Raw genomic sequence first — 15,867 nt, forward strand, 5'->3', positions numbered from 1 at the left:
CTCCATGTCCTGGGGCGTGTCCTACGGCCTGCGGGCCGAGGTCACCCGGTAGACGTCGTAGACGCCCTCCACGCCGCGTACGGCCTTCAGGACGTGCCCCAGGTGCTTGGGGTCGCCCATCTCGAAGGTGAAGCGCGAGGTGGCCACCCGGTCGCGGGAGGTCTGCACCGCCGCCGACAGGATGTTGACGTGCTGGTCGGACAGGACCCGGGTGACGTCCGAGAGGAGCCGGGAGCGGTCCAGCGCCTCGACCTGGATGGCGACCAGGAAGACCGAGGACTGGGTCGGCGCCCACTCGACCTCCAGGATCCGTTCCGGCTGCTGCGACAGCGAGTCGACGTTGACGCAGTCGGCGCGGTGCACGGACACGCCGCTGCCGCGGGTGACGAAGCCGATGATCGGGTCGCCGGGGACGGGGGTGCAACAGCGGGCCAGTTTGACCCAGACGTCGTCGACGCCCTTGACGACGACACCCGGATCGGCGTTGGAGCGGCGCTTGTTGCGGCTGCGGGAGGGCGGTGTGCTCTCCTCCAGGTCCTCGTTGGCCGCGTCCTCGCCACCGAGCGCCTGGACCAGCTTCTGCACGACGCCGGCCGCCGCCACATGTCCCTCGCCGATCGCGGCGTAGAGGGAGGAGATGTCGGGGTAGCGCATCTCGTGGGCGAGGGTGACCAGTGAGTCGCCCGTCAGGATGCGCTGGATCGGCAGGTTCTGCTTGCGCATGGCCCGTGCGATGGAGTCCTTGCCCTGCTCGATCGCCTCGTCGCGGCGCTCCTTGGAGAACCAGGCGCGGATCTTGTTGCGGGCCCGCGGCGACTTGACGAAGCCGAGCCAGTCGCGCGAGGGCCCGGCGCCGGCCGCCTTGGAGGTGAAGACCTCCACCAGGTCACCGTTGTCGAGCGTCGACTCCAGCGGTACCAGCCGCCCGTTGACCCGTGCTCCTATGGTCCGGTGGCCGACCTCCGTATGGACGGCGTACGCGAAGTCGACCGGTGTCGCCCCTGCCGGGAGCGCTATGACGTCGCCCTTCGGTGTGAAGACGAAGACCTCGTTGCGCGAGAGGTCGAAGCGCAGCGACTCCAGGAACTCGCTGGGGTCCTCGGTCTCCTTCTGCCAGTCCAGGAGCTGGCGCAGCCACGCCATGTCGTTGACGGTGTCCTGGCCGCGGCCGGTGTTCTTGGGGACGTCGGTACGCACCTTGGAGGCGCCCGCGACGGCCTCCTGCTTGTACTTCCAGTGCGCGGCGATGCCGTACTCGGCACGGCGGTGCATGTCGAACGTACGGATCTGCAGCTCGACGGGCTTGCCGCTGGGGCCGATCACCGTGGTGTGCAGGGACTGGTACATGTTGAACTTGGGCATCGCGATGTAGTCCTTGAACCGGCCGGGTACCGGATTCCATCGCGCGTGCACCGTGCCGAGCGCCGCGTAGCAGTCGCGGACCGTGTCGACGAGGACGCGGATGCCCACCAGGTCGTAGATCTCGGCGAAGTCGCGGCCGCGCACGATCATCTTCTGGTAGACGCTGTAGTAGTGCTTCGGCCGCCCGGTGACGGTGGCCTTGATGCGGGCGGCGCGCAGGTCGGACTGGACCTCGTCGGTCACTATGGCGAGGTATTCGTCGCGCTTGGGCGCCCGCTCGGCGACGAGGCGGACGATCTCGTCGTACATCTTGGGGTAGAGGATCGCGAAGGCGAGGTCCTCCAGTTCCCACTTGATGGTGTTCATGCCCAGGCGGTGGGCCAGGGGGGCGTAGATCTCCAGCGTCTCGCGGGCCTTCTTCTCCTGCTTCTCCCGCTTGAGGTAGCGCATGGTGCGCATGTTGTGGAGCCGGTCGGCGAGCTTGATGACCAGGACCCGGGGGTCCTTGGCCATGGCGACGACCATCTTGCGCACGGTCTCGGCCTGCGCGGCCTCGCCGAACTTGACCTTGTCCAGCTTGGTGACGCCGTCGACGAGCAGGGCGACCTGGTCGCCGAAGTCACGGCGCAGGGTGTCCAGGCCGTACTCGGTGTCCTCGACCGTGTCGTGCAGCAGCCCCGCCATCAGAGTGGCCGGATCCATGCCCAGCTCGGCGAGGATCGTCGTCACGGCGAGCGGATGCGTGATGTACGGGTCGCCGCTCTTGCGCTTCTGGCCGCGGTGCCAGCGTTCGGCGACCTGGTAGGCGCTCTCGATCTGGCGGAGCGTGGCGGTCTCGATCTTGGCGTCGTTGCTGCGGACGATGCGCAGCAGCGGTTCCAGCACCGGGTTGTACGGGCTGGAGCGCTGGACGCCGAGGCGGGCCAGCCTGGCCCGGACCCGGTTGGAGGAGCCGCCGGCGCGGGACACCGGGCCCGAGGACGCGGACCCCGCCGCGGGCTTCCCAGGAGGCTTGGGCGCCGTCGGGGCCGGGGAGGCGGGGACAGCGGGCTGGGCGGGTGAAAGGGGGGCGGGTCCGTTCGCCCCGGCGGGCGCCGGTCCCGTGCCGGGCTCGGGCGCCGGGGGCTTCGGCTTCTCCGCGGGCTGCTGCTTCGCGGGCGTGACGGAGGCCGCCGCGGGCTTGTCGGGCTGCGGGGCGGCGACTGGCTGGGCCTCGTCTGGCAAGAGCGCTCCTCGTGCGGATCCGGACACCCGGAAAGGCCATCGTATCGACCTCGGCGCCGGTCCTCCCCCGGGGACCGTGACAGCCCTCACCATGCGCGACGGGCACCCGGTTGTTTCCCGGGTGCCCGTCGTTGCGCGTGCGCGGTGTCCGCGCCGGTTCCTGCGGCCGCTCAGACCGTGATCAGGGCCTCCAGCGGAGCGCCCTGAAGGCTCTGGGCCAGTCGGTCCCGGCCTGCCAGGAAGCCCAGCTCCATGAGGACCGCGACGCCGGCGACCCGGGCTCCGGCCCTGCGGATGAGCTCCAGCGAGGCACCGGCGGTGCCGCCGGTGGCCAGGACGTCGTCGATGACCATGATCCGGTCGTCGGCCGACAGGTCCTCCGCGTGGACCTCGATCTCCGCGGTGCCGTACTCCAGCTCGTACGCCTGGCTGAGCGTGGCCCCCGGGAGCTTCCCCGCCTTGCGGACGGGTACGAAGCCGAGGCCGGCCCGCACCGCTACCGGTGCGGCCAGGATGAAGCCGCGGGCCTCCAGGCCGACGACCTTCGTGGCGCCGTGCCGTACGCACAGTTCCGCGAGGGCGTCGGTGAGGGCCGTGAAAGCGACCGGGTCCGCGAGCAGCGGCGTGATGTCCTTGAACATCACGCCCGGCTTCGGGTAGTCCGCGACGTCACGGATCCGGCTGAGCAGGAGTTCCCTCGTGCTCTCGGTGGTGCTGGTCATCGACGCTTCCCGGGGGTCCGGCCGTGGCCCCTGGGGGGCTGCTGGCGCTGGCCGACGACCGCACCGGCGGGCGCGGCGTCCTCGGGCTCGTACTCGTCCTGCTCCTGCTCCGCCTCGGCGTCCTCGCCCTTGGCGGCGGCGGCCGCGCGCTTGGCGAGGACCCGCTTCTTCAGGGCCTTCATCTGCGGGTCGCGTTCCTTCAGGTCGGCGACGAGCGGGGTGGCGATGAAGATCGAGGAGTACGCGCCGGCGGCGAGGCCGACGAAGAGGGCCAGGGAGATGTCGTTCAGCATGCCGGCGCCCAGGACGCCACCGCCGATGAACAGCAGACCGGCGACCGGCAGCAGCGCGACGACCGTGGTGTTGATCGAGCGGACCAGCGTGCCGTTGATGGAACGGTTGGCGATCTCGCTGTACGTCCACCTGGTCTGCTTGGTGATCCCCTTCGTGCCCTCCTTGAGGCTGTCGAAGACGACGACCGTGTCGTAGAGGGAGTAACCGAGGATCGTCAGCAGACCGATCACGGTGCCCGGCGTGACCTCGAAGCCGACGAGGGCGTAGACGCCGACCGTGATGGTGATGTCGTGGATCAGCGCGACGAGGGCCGCGATGGCCATGCGCCATTCGAAGGCGATGGCCAGGTAGATGACCACGAGGACCATGAAGACGCCGAGACCGGTCCATGCCTTGTTGGCGACCTGCTCACCCCAGCTGGGGCCGACCAGGTCCGCGGCGATCTTGTCGCGGGGGACGCCGAGGTCCCCGGCGAGCTTGTCCTGGATCTGGTCGGACTTCGCGGTGTCGACCTCGGTGATCTGGATGCGCAGACCGCCGTTGCCGAGCTTCTGGACGATCGCCTGGTGCCCGGAGGCCTCAGTCGCCAGGTCCTCCGCCGCGGAGACGGACACGCTCGTCTTCGGGGTGGTGAAGACGGCACCGCCCTTGAACTCGATGCCCATGTTCAGGCCGCTGACCGCCAGGCCGACGATGGCCGTGATGGTGATCAGGATCGAGACGCCGTACCAGATCTTGCGCTTGCCGATGAAGTCGTAGCCGACCTCGCCGCGGTAGAGACGGGCGCCGAGATTGCCGAGTCGCGACATCTCACGCCTCCTTCGGGTCGGTGGGGGCGTTGACACGGCGAGAACGACGCAGCGGCGGCTTGGCACCGAGCCGCTTCGGGTCCAGCCCGGACCACGGGTGGCCGCTCGCGAAGAACTTCGTGCGGGCCAGGATCGTCATGAGGGGCTTGGTGAACAGGAACACCACGACCACGTCGAGCAGGGTGGTGAGTCCCAGCGTGAACGCGAATCCCTGGACCTTGCCGACGGTGACCACGAAGAGCACCGCCGCGGCCAGGAACGACACGAAGTCGGAGACCAGGATGGTGCGCCGGGCGCGCGGCCAGGCCCGCTCGACGGCCGGACGCAGCGTGCGGCCCTCGCGGATCTCGTCCCGGATGCGTTCGAAGTACACGATGAACGAGTCCGCGGTGATACCGATGGCCACGATGGCCCCGCAGACAGCGGGCAGGTTCAGCGCGAATCCGATGGCCGGGCCGAGCAACGACATGATCGTGTAGGTCAGGATGCCGGAGACCAGGAGGCTGAGGAGCGCGATGAGCGCCAGCCCGCGGTAGTAGGCCACCAGGTAGATGACCACGAGGGCCAGACCGATGGCGCCGGCGATGAGGCCGGCCCTGAGCTGCTCGCCACCGAGTGCGGCGGTGACGGTGGTGACGCTCTGCTCCTTGAAGGAGAGCGGGAGCGCTCCGTAGGAGAGCACGTTGGCCAGGTCCTCGGCGGACTGCTGCGTGAAGCTGCCGGAGATCTCGGCGCTGCCGCTGAGCGTCTCGTTGACCTGGGGTGCGGAGACGACCTCGCCGTCCAGCGCGATGGCGAACTGGTTCTGCGGGGACTGCTGCGCGGAGAGCTTCTTGGTGATCGTCTGGAACTGCTTGGAGCCCTTGTCGGAGAACTCCATGGAGACGATCCACATGCCGCGCTGCTGGTCGAAGTTGGCCTTGGCGCTGTCGACCTCGGTGCCGGACACCTCGGCCGGGCCGAGCACGTACTTCGCGTCGCCCTCGGAGCTGCACGCGACGACCGTGTCAGTGGGCTTGGCGCCCTGGGCCGCCTTGGCGCGGGAGGCCTGGCTGGAGCAGTCGAGCGTCTCGAACTGCTTCTGCAGCTTGGCCGCGGCCGCCTGCTCCTCCGCGGAGGCGGTGGGGGTGGTGCTCGCCTTCGGCGTGGGCGAGGAGTCGGCCTTCAGGGCGCCGGTGACCGCGCGGCCCTGGGTGGTGGCGGTCGTGCTCGGCGTCGAGGACGGGCTGGCGGCCTTGTCGCTCGACGATGCCTTCGGCGTCGCCGAAGGGCTGGCCTTGTCGGAGGACGAGGCGCTGGGCGCGGGGGTGGGCGTCCCCTGGGCGACGGTCAGCACCGGCCGGAAGTAGAGCTTGGCCGTGGTACCGACCTGCTCCCGGGCCTGGGCGGAGTTCGTGCCCTTGGGGATGTTGACGATGATGTTGCTCTTGCCCTGCGTCTGGACCTCTGCTTCGGAGACCCCCAGTCCGTTGACACGGCGGTTCATGATCTCGACCGCTGTATCCATGTTGGTCTGGTTGATCGCCTGTTCCTGGCCCGGCTCGGCCTTCGCCTCGAGCGTGATGGACGTGCCACCCGCCAGGTCGATGCCGAGTCGCGGCGTCGGCTGGTCGGCCAGGAACATCCCGCCGGTGAGGGCGACCATGACGATCAGGATCAGAGCCAGGGCACGCCCCGGCCTGCCCTGACCGCCGGCCGGTCCTCGGCCCTTCTTCGGTGCTGCCACCTTCTCGTATCTCCCTGTCCAACCGCCCCGCGCCGGGTACGCGCCCGAGCGGCCACGAAGTTTAGTGGGGACCCGCCCCCGCAGAAGACCGCACGGTCCGGGGATGGCCGGATGCCTGTGGGCTCACGGCATCCCCGGGTCGTGTGCTACTTCGCGTCGGCCTCGCCGTCGGCCTTGCCCTCGGACTTCTTGTCGCCCTCGTCGTCGGCCTTCACGGTGTCGTCCGCGTCGGATCCGGTCTTCTTGACCAGGTCGGTCTTCGCGTCGTCCGAGGTGTCCTCGTCGGCGGCGTCGGCCTCGGTCAGCGAGGAGGCGTCGTCCGGCACGACCGCGCCGTCGAGCTCGCCCTCGTCGCCGTGGACGATGCGGTTGTACTCCGCGTCGTCGAGGACGGCACCGATGGCGTTCTTGGCGTAGATGGCGTGGACGCCGGGGGCGACCTCAAGGAGGACCGTGTCGTCGTGAAGCTCCTTGACGGTGGCGTACATGCCCCCGATCGTCCGGACGCCGGTGCCGGGCTGCATTTCATTGCGCATGTTCGCAGCCGCCGCCTGCTTCTTCTTGGCGGACCGCGTCATCAGGAACATGGCCCCGATGAGCACGATGAAGGGGAGGAGAGTCACGGGATTCACGGGACGAGTTTCCTTCGCACGACCGCGCTGGAAGGCGGCCTGGTCTACGGGGGTGGGTACACCGACCTTTAAGGGCGGCATCGGCGGAGTCTAAGCGAGTCCGCATCGATGGAACAACGCCCAGCATGGCACCGGGGTTCCTCTGCGGGCCAACCTGTGACGCATCACGCCCCGAACAGGCCCTGTTGTCCCTTTCCGCCGTGCTGCGGAGGAACCAGGCCGAGGTGGGCCCAGGCAGCGGGTGTGGCGACCCGTCCCCGCGGCGTCCTGGCCAGCAGTCCTTCCCTTACGAGGAACGGCTCGGCGACCTCCTCGACCGTCTCGCGCTCCTCCCCCACGGCGACCGCGAGCGTGGACAGGCCGACCGGGCCGCCGCCGAAGAGCTTCAGCAGGGCGCCGAGCACCGCGCGGTCCAGCCGGTCGAGCCCCCGGGCGTCGACCTCGTACACCCGGAGCGCTGCGGCGGCGATCTCCCGGTCGATCCGGCCGTCGGCCTTGACCTGCGCGTAGTCCCGTACGCGGCGCAGCAGCCGGTTGGCGATCCGGGGCGTGCCGCGGGAGCGTCCGGCGATCTCCGCGGCGCCCTCGACGTCGATCTCGACGTCCAGGAGGCGGGCCGAGCGGTGAATCACCCGTTCCAGTTCGGCGGGGGCGTAGAACTCCATGTGCCCGGTGAAGCCGAAGCGGTCGCGGAGCGGGGGCGGCAGCAGTCCGGCCCTGGTGGTGGCGCCGACCAGGGTGAAGGGCGGCAGCTCCAGCGGGATGGCGGTGGCTCCGGGGCCCTTGCCGACGATCACGTCGACCCGGAAGTCCTCCATCGCCATGTAGAGCATCTCCTCGGCGGGCCGGGACATGCGGTGGATCTCGTCGAGGAAGAGGACCTCGCCCTCCTGGAGCGAGGACAGGATCGCCGCCAGGTCCCCGGCGTGCTGGATGGCCGGACCGGAGGTGATCCGGATCGGCGCGTTCATCTCGGCGGCGATGATCATGGAGAGGGTGGTCTTGCCCAGCCCCGGGGCGCCGGAGAGCAGTACGTGGTCGGCGGTGGCGCCGCGGGCGCGGGCCGCCTTGAGTACCAGGTCGAGCTGTTCGCGCACCTTCTCCTGGCCGACGAACTCGTCGAGGTCCTTGGGGCGCAGCGCGGCCTCGACCGCGGTGTCCTCGCCGTCCGCGACGGCGTCGACGAGCCGCTCGTCGAGGAGCTCGTCGGTGTCGGGTCCGGTCTCGTCCCAGTTCATCTCGTCAGTCCCGCCTCGGGTGTCTCGGTGCCGGGCCGCGGTGTGCCGGGCCGGGCGTCAGGGTGGTGCCCGGGCCCGCTCAGCGCGCGCGGTTGAGGGTCTGCAGGGCGGCGCGCAGCAGTTGCGGCACGGGCGGCTGGGCTCCCTCGGCGAGGGCCGCCTCCGCCTGCGGTGCCACCGCGGACACCGCCTCGTCCGCCTCGCGGGTCGCGTAGCCGAGACCGATGAGCGCGGCCTGGAGCTGGTCGCGCCAGGAGGAGGAGACCGCGGCGCCGATGCCCTGCCGGCCGATCTGGGCGCCGACGGGCTCGCCGAGCCGGTCCTTCAGTTCGAGCAGGAGCTTCTGGGCGCCCTTCTTGCCGATGCCGGAGACGGCGGTGAGCGCCTTCTCGTCGCCGGTGGCCACGGCGACGCGCAGCGTGTCGGGGCTGTGCGTGGCGAGCATGGCCTGGGCGAGCCTGGGCCCGACCCCGCTGGCCGTCTGGAGCAGCTCGAAGACCTGCCGCTCGTCGTCGTCGGCGAAGCCGTAGAGCGTCAGTGAGTCCTCCCGTACGACGAGGGAGGTGGCGACCTTGGCCTCCTTGCCGATACGGAGGGCGGCGAGGGTGTTCGGCGCGCACTGGACGGCCATGCCGATGCCGCCGACCTCGATCACGGCCGTGGTCGGGGAGAGTGCGGCGACAGCGCCGCTGACGAAGGCGATCATCGGGGGACCTTCCGGACGGGGACTGCTGCGGTGCGCGGGACGCGCGGGGTACGGGCCGCGGCGGCCGCGTGCGCCTGCTGGAGGCGGTTGAGCGCGGGGGCGCGCCAGATGTGGCAGATGGCGAGGGCGAGGGCGTCCGCCGCGTCGGCGGGTTTCGGCGGGGCGTCCAGTCGCAGGAGCCGGGTGACCATGGCGCCGACCTGCGCCTTGTCCGCACGCCCGCTGCCGGTGACGGCGGCCTTGACCTCGCTGGGGGTGTGCAGGGCCACCGGGATGCCGCGCCGGGAGGCGCAGAGCATGGCGACCGCGCTGGCCTGGGCGGTGCCCATCACCGTACGGACGTTGTGCTGGGCGAAGACCCGCTCCACGGCCACGAATTCGGGCCGGTGCTCGTCGAGCCACTCCTCGATGCCGCGCTCGATGGCCACCAGCCGGTGGCCGAGCTCGGCGTCGGCCGGGGTGCGCACGACTCCGACGCCGATCATGGTCAGGGGACGGCCGGCGACGCCTTCGACGACTCCGACACCGCACCGGGTCAGCCCTGGGTCCACCCCGAGAACTCGCATGGTTCGCCCCCTCCCTGCCGATCGGTCAACTGTTCTGGCAGGCTATCGGCTCGCACTGACAATGCGACGGGCCGACGGGGTGTGTCCCCGTCGGCCCGTCCCCGCAGAAGCTGCGCAGGTCACCCGGTAACGCTCAGGCGTCGACCTTCTCCATGACCTCGTCGGAGACGTCGAAGTTGGCGAAGACGTTCTGCACGTCGTCGCTGTCCTCCAGCGCGTCGATCAGCTTGAAGATCTTGCGCGCGCCCTCCTCGTCGAGGTCGACCTGCATCGTCGGCAGGAAGTTGGCCTCGGCCGAGTCGTAGTCGATGCCCGCCTCCTGGAGCGCGGTGCGGACCGCGACCATGTCGGTGGCCTCGCTGACGACCTCGTAGCTCTCACCGAGGTCGTTGACCTCCTCGGCGCCGGCTTCGAGCACCGCGCCCAGCACATCGTCCTCGGAGAGTTCACCCTTGGGGACGATGACGACGCCCTTGCGGTTGAACAGGTACGAGACCGAGCCGGGGTCGGCCATCGAACCGCCGTTGCGCGTCATGGCGACACGCACGTCGGAGGCGGCGCGGTTGCGGTTGTCGGTGAGGCACTCGATGAGCACCGCGACACCGTTCGGGCCGTAGCCCTCGTACATGATCGTCTGGTAGTCGACGCCGCCCGCTTCGAGACCGCCACCGCGCTTGACCGCGGAGTCGATGTTCTTGTTCGGGACCGAGCTCTTCTTCGCCTTCTGGATCGCGTCCACAAGGGTCGGGTTGCCCTCGGGGTCCACACCGCCGGTGCGGGCAGCGACCTCGATGTTCTTGATCAGCTTCGCGAAGAGCTTGCCGCGCTTGGCGTCAATCACGGCCTTCTTGTGCTTCGTCGTAGCCCATTTAGAGTGGCCGGACATCTGCCTTCTCCTTCGCGTCACCAAATTCCGTACGAACCCGAGAGATCCTACCGGGGTCGAGTCAGGTGACTGCGCGCACCATGTCGACGAAGTACGCGTGAAGCCGGTGGTCCCCGGTCAATTCCGGGTGGAAGGACGTGGCGAGGGCGTTTCCCTGCCGTACCGCCACGATATGGCCGCCGTGCTCGGCGACCACCTTGGCCTGCGCGCCCACGGACTCGACCCAGGGGGCGCGGATGAAGACGCCCTCCACCGGCCCGCCGTCGATACCCGCGACCTCCACGGCCGCCTCGAACGACTCGTTCTGCCGCCCGAAAGCATTACGGCGCACGATCATGTCGATGCCGCCGACGGTCTCCTGGCCCGAGCGCGGGTCGAGGATCTTGTCGGCGAGCAGGATCATTCCGGCGCAGGTGCCGTAGACCGGCATCCCGGCGCGTACCCGCTCGCGCAGCGGTTCGAGCATGCCGAACAGGGCGGCCAGCTTGGACATCGTGGTGGACTCGCCGCCGGGGATGACCAGGCCGTCGACCTCGGCGAGTTCCTCGGGACGCCGGACCGGCCTGGCCAGGGCGTCCGCCGAGGCCAGGGCGATCAGGTGTTCCCGTACGTCGCCCTGGAGAGCCAGGACGCCGATCACAGGGGTGTCGCTCATCAGTGACTACCAGCCGCGGTTTGCGTAGCGCTCGGCCTCGGGCAGGGTGTCGCAGTTGATGCCGACCATGGCCTCGCCCAGGTTGCGGGAGGCGTCCGCGATGATCTTCGGGTCGTCGTAGAAGGTGGTGGCCTTCACGATGGCGGCGGCGCGCTTGGCCGGGTCGCCGGACTTGAAGATGCCGGAGCCGACGAAGACGCCCTCGGCGCCGAGCTGGCGCATCAGCGCGGCGTCGGCCGGGGTGGCGACGCCACCTGCGGAGAAGAGGACGACGGGCAGCTTGCCGAGCTCGGCGACCTCCTTGACCAGCTCGTACGGGGCGCGCAGGTCCTTGGCGGCGGCGTATAGCTCGTTGTTGTCGTAGCCGCGCAGCCGGGCGATCTCGTTCTTGATCTGACGCAGGTGACGGACGGCCTCGACGACGTTGCCGGTACCGGCCTCGCCCTTCGAGCGGATCATGGCCGCGCCCTCGGCGATACGGCGCAGGGCCTCGCCCAGGTTGGTGGCGCCACAGACGAAGGGGGTGGTGAAGGCGAACTTGTCGCTGTGGTTGACCTCGTCGGCCGGGGTGAGGACCTCGGACTCGTCGATGTAGTCGACGCCGAGGGACTGCAGGACCTGCGCCTCGACGAAGTGCCCGATGCGGGACTTGGCCATCACCGGGATGGAGACCGCCTCGATGATCTCCTCGATCATGTTCGGGTCGGACATCCGGGCCACGCCGCCGTCCTTGCGGATGTCGGCCGGCACCCGCTCCAGGGCCATGACGGCCACGGCGCCCGCGTCCTCGGCGATCTTCGCCTGCTCGGCGTTGACGACGTCCATGATCACGCCGCCCTTGAGCTGCTCGGCCATGCCGCGCTTGACGCGGGCGGTGCCGGTGGCGGGGGCGTCGGCGGACTGCGGGGTGGTGGGAAGCGTGGACACGGATCGACCTCACTCGGAGAAAAGATGCTGAACGTGCAGGGGTGATGCACTGCTGAGCAAACTCTCCGGCACCAGTCCACAGCAAGGGCCAATGGAAGGCCGGTGGATCGTTTTGGCCCGGTACGGCGGCGGACGCGGGCAGGCCGCGCACCCCGAGCCCGCCGATGTCACCTCGCCCCCGGGCCGCCGGTGTCAGCTGACGGGGCGGTCCGCCAGGGCGACCGGCGGCTCGTCGTCCATCTCGAAGGCCAGCGGGAACGGGGCGTGCCCGGCCAGCCGGAACCAGCGCACCGTGCGGTGGCGGCGCAGCGCACGTGCGGCGCGCACCGCGTCGTTGTGGAACCTGCGCGCCATCGGGACCCGCCGCACGGCCGCGGCCAGCTCGGACGCGGCCTCCTCGCCGCCGGGGATCTCCTTCACCGCCTCCACCTGGGCCGTCTCGCCGAACACCGCGCGCAGGGCGGTGCTCAGTTCGCTCTCGGCCACCTCGCGGTGCTCCTGAGGCGACTGGCGGGCGGCGTGCGCGGCCTCGTACAGGACGATGGAGGCGGCCGGGTCGAGGACACCGGACGTGGCGAGTTCCTGGGTGACCGAGGCGCGGCGCAGCAGTTGCGCGTCGAGGGCGGCCCGGGCCGCGTCGATACGGGTGTGCAGCCGGTCGAGACGGCCGGCGGTCCAGCTGAGATACAGGCCGATCGCGATGATCACGACGGCGGTCCAGATGAGGGTTTCGGTCACGGGCGGCAAGGCTACCGGGGAGCGGGCGCCGCACAGCGTCCCCGGGCGGCGCGGGTGCCGTCCGGGGAAACTCTCACTCCCGGGCCAGCCCGAGCCGGGCCCGCAGCCCCGTGCGTTCGTCCGCGGCCACCGATGCCGCCCCGTCCGCCACCGTCTCGTACACCGCGAGGATGTCCGCCCCGACCGTCGACCAGTCGAAGCGCCGCACATGTGCGCTGCCGCGCTCGCGCAGCTCCGTGCGCCGCTCCGGGTCGCCGAGCAGCCGGACGGCCGCCGCGGCCAGCGCGTCGGCGTTCTCGTTGGCGAACAGTTCGCCCGCCGCGCCCAGGTCCAGGACCTGCGCGAAGGCGTCCAGATCGCTGGCCAGGACCGGCGCACCCGCCGACATGGCCTCGACCAGGATGATGCCGAAGCTCTCGCCGCCGGTGTTGGGCGCGACGTACACGTCGACGCTGCGCAGCAGCCGCGCCTTGTCCTCGTCGCTCACCATGCCGAGGAACTCGACCCGCGAGCGCATCTCCTTCGGCAGCGAGGCGACCGCCTCCTCCTCGTCGCCCCGGCCGGCCACCAGCAGCCTCGTGTCCGGCCGTGCGGCCAGGATCGCGGGCAGGGCCCGCATCAGGACGGGCAGGCCCTTGCGGGGTTCGTCGATCCGCCCGATGAACCCGATGGTTCCCCCCTGCCACTCGGGCCTCGGCTCGGCCGCGGCAAAGAACCCGACGTCCACCCCGTTGGGGATGACGACCGCGTCGCCGCCCAGATGCTCGACCAGGGTCCTTCGCGCGTACTCGCTCACCGCGATGCGGGCGCTGATCTTCTCCAGCGCCGGCTGGAGGATCGGGTAGGCGGCGATCATCGCCCGGGAGCGCGGATTGGACGTGTGGAACGTGGCGACGATCGGCCCCTGGGCGGCCCAGCAGGTCAGCAGCCCCAGCGAGGGCGAGGTCGGCTCATGGATGTGGATCACGTCGAAGGTGCCGTCGTGCAGCCACCGCCGCACCCGCGCCGCGGACAGGAAGCCGAAGTTCAGCCGGGCGACGGAACCGTTGTACGGGACGGGTACGGCCCGGCCCGCGGACACGACGTACGGCGGCAGCGGCGTCTCGTCGTCGGCCGGGGCCAGCACGGACACCTGGTGACCGAGCCGGATCAGGTGCTCGGCCAGATCACGGATGTGGAACTGCACGCCGCCCGGGACGTCCCAGGAGTACGGGCAGACGATGCCGATCTTCACTGCTAGGGCCTTTCGGTTGGGTCAGGCCGGATCAGGGAGCGGGGTCCGGTGCGTGCAGCTGCGAGGCGGAGGAGGGAGTCGGATGGGGTCTCCCCCGCTCGAGCGAAGCCGAGAGCTCGGGGAAGGAGCATTGGCGACCGACGACAACGCCGGAGGGGTCCCCCTGGTCGAGCGAAGCCGAGACCTCGGGGGAGCGCGTGCCGGACCGCGTGGGCCCGGCATGATCCAAACGAGAGGCCCTAGTCTCCACGGGGTTCGAGGTCGGCGAGCCAGAGCCGTTGCAGCATGTGCCAGTCCTCCGGGTGCTCGGCGATACCCAGGGCGAACGCGTCGGCGAGGGCCTGTGTCATCGCGGACGTCCGCTCCGTCCGGTCACCTGAGCCGGGCACCTCGACGGGCGGATGGATGCGCGCCTTCATCACCGGCGTGTCGTCGTAGGAGAGGGTCACCGGCAGCAGCAGCGCACCGGTCTGCTGGGCCAGCAGGGCCGGGCCCGCGGGCATCCGGGCCGTATCTCCGAAGAACGTCACCTCGACGCCGGAGGCCGACAGGTCGCGGTCGGCCACCAGGCAGACCAGGCCGCCCTCGCGCAGCCGGCGCGCCAGCGTCCCGAACGCGGTCCCGCCGTTGTGCGCCAGGACCTCCATGCCCAGGCCCTCGCGGTACGCCACGAACCGGTCGTACAGCGACTCGGGCTTGAGCCGCTCGGCGACCGTGGTGAACGGAACCTTCAGGTCCGTGGTGACCCACGCCCCCGCCAGGTCCCAGTTCCCCAGGTGCGGCAGGGCGAGGATGACACCGCGTCCCGCGTCCAGCCCTTCGGTCAGCCGGTGCGCGTCCGTCACGTCGATGGACGCCTTGATCCGCTCCGGACTCCAGGTGGGCAGCCGGAACGACTCCATCCAGTAGCGCATGTACGAGCGCATCCCGGCCTTGGACAGCGCCGCGAGACGGGCCGGGCTCGCGTCCGGCACCACCCGCGCCAGGTTGGACTCCAGCCGCAGCACGCTCCGGCCGCGCCGCTTCCACACCTGGTCGGCGATGGTGCGGAACAGCGCCTGCGCGGCCGGTTCGGGAAGCTTCTTCACCGCGGCCCAGCCCAGCCCGTACAGCCCGTCGCTGAGCCGTTCCTTCGGACCGGGCTTCGCCTCCCCGGACGCGCCGCTCACTGCGCGGCCGCATCGGCCTCGGCGGACTCGCGGCGCACGGTCACGACCCGCTGCACCAGCGTCACCAGGCTGCCCGCGGCGACGATCCACAGGGCGATCGGCAGGAGGATCTCGATGCCCGGCACACCGAACTTGTGGAGACCCGCCAGACCTGCGGCCACCAGCGAGATCACGAGCCGCTCGGCGCGCTCCACGAGCCCGTTGACCGCCACCGGCAGGCCGATCGACTCACCGCGTGCCTTGGTGTACGAGACCACCTGACCGCTCGCGAGGCAGAAGATGGCGACCGCGCACAGGACGTTGTCGTCGCCGCTGCCCGCGTACCAGAGGGCGAAACCGGCGAAGATCGCGCCGTCGGCCACCCGGTCGAGGGTCGAGTCCAGGAACGCGCCCCACCGGCTGGAGATGCCGGCCTGCCGCGCCATGTTGCCGTCGACGAGGTCGGAGAAGACGAAGATCGTGATGACGATGGTGCCCCAGAAGAACTCCCCCATGGGGAAGAAGACCAGCGCACCTGCCATCACCCCGGCCGTGCCGATCAGAGTGACCGCGTCAGGACTCACGCCGAGACGGAGCAGCAGTGCGGCGAACGGCGTGAGGACACGCGTAAAGAATGCACGCGCGTACTTGTTCAGCATGGCCTTCCCGAGGGTCGGGGTGGGCCGCATGGCCCCATCGGCCACCGGCTGGAGGGTGCTGACGGACCCGCCGGATCAGGGAGCGGCGTCCGGTGCGTGCGGCTGCAAGGCGCCGGAACCTCCCCATGGCAGGACCATCGGGACGATTCGGCAACGCCGCAGACGTGCGTGCCGGGCGCCGCGAGCCCGGCCAGGACCTTCAGCACCCTCCTGGCCCATCGTAGTCACGCCCGCGGCACTCCACCGTCCGGGCACCCCGGGCCCCGTGCAGCGCCGTGCGACGTATGGACGCATCCGGCGGGGAGTGGAAAGCTCGGAATACCGCGGGCGTCGCCGTAGCC

At 70.5% G+C, this 15,867-nt stretch carries 15 protein-coding genes; all 15 read right to left on the reverse strand.

The window, feature by feature from the left end; translation table 11 throughout:
* Nucleotides 1-21: 21 nt before the first annotated feature.
* The 15 genes from OG782_RS06045 to pgsA all read right to left on the reverse strand — a co-directional run bounded on the left by OG782_RS06045 (nt 22) and on the right by pgsA (nt 15,526).
* Nucleotides 22-2,586, reverse strand: a complete 2,565-nt coding sequence (locus tag OG782_RS06045) for a RelA/SpoT family protein (RefSeq protein WP_406448359.1) — start codon at nt 2,584-2,586, stop codon at nt 22-24.
* A 170-nt stretch (nt 2,587-2,756) separates the two neighbouring features.
* Nucleotides 2,757-3,308, reverse strand: coding sequence for an adenine phosphoribosyltransferase (locus OG782_RS06050; protein WP_406448360.1), 552 nt, complete (start codon nt 3,306-3,308; stop codon nt 2,757-2,759).
* Entirely contained in the window at nt 3,305-4,411 is a 1,107-nt protein-coding gene (gene secF, locus OG782_RS06055) for a protein translocase subunit SecF (protein ID WP_406448361.1), read from the reverse strand. The genes OG782_RS06050 and secF overlap by 4 nt, the downstream gene beginning before the upstream one ends.
* 1 nt (nt 4,412) lies before the next feature.
* A complete protein-coding gene (secD, locus tag OG782_RS06060; RefSeq protein ID WP_406448362.1) occupies nt 4,413-6,137 on the reverse strand; it encodes a protein translocase subunit SecD in 1,725 nt (574 codons plus the stop codon).
* Between the two features lie 146 nt (nt 6,138-6,283).
* Nucleotides 6,284-6,769 carry a preprotein translocase subunit YajC gene (gene yajC / locus OG782_RS06065; protein WP_406448363.1) on the reverse strand — a complete coding sequence of 162 codons (486 nt, stop codon included), beginning with the start codon at nt 6,767-6,769 and terminating at the stop codon, nt 6,284-6,286.
* A gap of 164 nt (nt 6,770-6,933) precedes the next feature.
* Nucleotides 6,934-8,007, reverse strand: a complete 1,074-nt coding sequence (gene ruvB / locus OG782_RS06070; protein WP_406448364.1) for a Holliday junction branch migration DNA helicase RuvB — start codon at nt 8,005-8,007, stop codon at nt 6,934-6,936.
* Between the two features lie 79 nt (nt 8,008-8,086).
* A complete protein-coding gene (gene ruvA / locus OG782_RS06075; RefSeq protein WP_406448365.1) occupies nt 8,087-8,713 on the reverse strand; it encodes a Holliday junction branch migration protein RuvA in 627 nt (208 codons plus the stop codon).
* Nucleotides 8,710-9,279 carry a crossover junction endodeoxyribonuclease RuvC gene (gene ruvC / locus OG782_RS06080; protein ID WP_406448366.1) on the reverse strand — a complete coding sequence of 190 codons (570 nt, stop codon included), beginning with the start codon at nt 9,277-9,279 and terminating at the stop codon, nt 8,710-8,712. The genes ruvA and ruvC overlap by 4 nt, the downstream gene beginning before the upstream one ends.
* Nucleotides 9,280-9,412: 133 nt before the next feature.
* Nucleotides 9,413-10,165 (reverse strand): YebC/PmpR family DNA-binding transcriptional regulator, encoded by a 753-nt coding sequence (locus OG782_RS06085; RefSeq protein WP_406448367.1) that lies wholly within the window; start codon nt 10,163-10,165, stop codon nt 9,413-9,415.
* A 61-nt stretch (nt 10,166-10,226) separates the two neighbouring features.
* Complete coding sequence (gene pdxT, locus OG782_RS06090; protein WP_406448368.1) at nt 10,227-10,820, reverse strand: pyridoxal 5'-phosphate synthase glutaminase subunit PdxT; 594 nt, start codon at nt 10,818-10,820, stop codon at nt 10,227-10,229.
* A gap of 6 nt (nt 10,821-10,826) precedes the next feature.
* On the reverse strand, nt 10,827-11,747 hold the full coding sequence (pdxS, locus tag OG782_RS06095; RefSeq protein ID WP_406448369.1) for a pyridoxal 5'-phosphate synthase lyase subunit PdxS: 921 nt from the start codon (nt 11,745-11,747) through the stop codon (nt 10,827-10,829).
* A gap of 192 nt (nt 11,748-11,939) precedes the next feature.
* On the reverse strand, nt 11,940-12,485 hold the full coding sequence (locus OG782_RS06100) for a hypothetical protein (RefSeq protein ID WP_406448370.1): 546 nt from the start codon (nt 12,483-12,485) through the stop codon (nt 11,940-11,942).
* A gap of 73 nt (nt 12,486-12,558) precedes the next feature.
* A complete protein-coding gene (locus OG782_RS06105; RefSeq protein WP_406448371.1) occupies nt 12,559-13,719 on the reverse strand; it encodes a glycosyltransferase family 4 protein in 1,161 nt (386 codons plus the stop codon).
* A 239-nt stretch (nt 13,720-13,958) separates the two neighbouring features.
* Nucleotides 13,959-14,888 (reverse strand): phosphatidylinositol mannoside acyltransferase, encoded by a 930-nt coding sequence (locus tag OG782_RS06110; protein ID WP_406448372.1) that lies wholly within the window; start codon nt 14,886-14,888, stop codon nt 13,959-13,961.
* Nucleotides 14,885-15,526: a phosphatidylinositol phosphate synthase gene (gene pgsA, locus OG782_RS06115; RefSeq protein WP_406458875.1), complete on the reverse strand. Its 642-nt coding sequence runs from the start codon at nt 15,524-15,526 to the stop codon at nt 14,885-14,887. Before pgsA ends, OG782_RS06110 begins: the two co-directional genes overlap by 4 nt.
* Nucleotides 15,527-15,867 lie beyond the last annotated feature (341 nt).

It is taken from the genome of Streptomyces sp. NBC_00876 (assembly GCF_045207435.1).
Classification (GTDB): domain Bacteria; phylum Actinomycetota; class Actinomycetes; order Streptomycetales; family Streptomycetaceae; genus Streptomyces.

Bases quoted from the DNA above. Each gene is read 5' to 3' on its own strand.
- OG782_RS06050 (WP_406448360.1), bottom strand. From the start codon at position 3,308: ATGACCAGCACCACCGAGAGCACGAGGGAACTCCTGCTCAGCCGGATC.
- pdxT (WP_406448368.1), bottom strand. From the start codon at position 10,820: ATGAGCGACACCCCTGTGATCGGCGTCCTGGCTCTCCAGGGCGACGTA.
- ruvB (WP_406448364.1), bottom strand. From the start codon at position 8,007: ATGAACTGGGACGAGACCGGACCCGACACCGACGAGCTCCTCGACGAG.
- OG782_RS06085 (WP_406448367.1), bottom strand. From the start codon at position 10,165: ATGTCCGGCCACTCTAAATGGGCTACGACGAAGCACAAGAAGGCCGTG.
- ruvC (WP_406448366.1), bottom strand. From the start codon at position 9,279: ATGCGAGTTCTCGGGGTGGACCCAGGGCTGACCCGGTGCGGTGTCGGA.
- ruvA (WP_406448365.1), bottom strand. From the start codon at position 8,713: ATGATCGCCTTCGTCAGCGGCGCTGTCGCCGCACTCTCCCCGACCACG.
- secF (WP_406448361.1), bottom strand. From the start codon at position 4,411: ATGTCGCGACTCGGCAATCTCGGCGCCCGTCTCTACCGCGGCGAGGTC.
- pgsA (WP_406458875.1), bottom strand. From the start codon at position 15,526: ATGCTGAACAAGTACGCGCGTGCATTCTTTACGCGTGTCCTCACGCCG.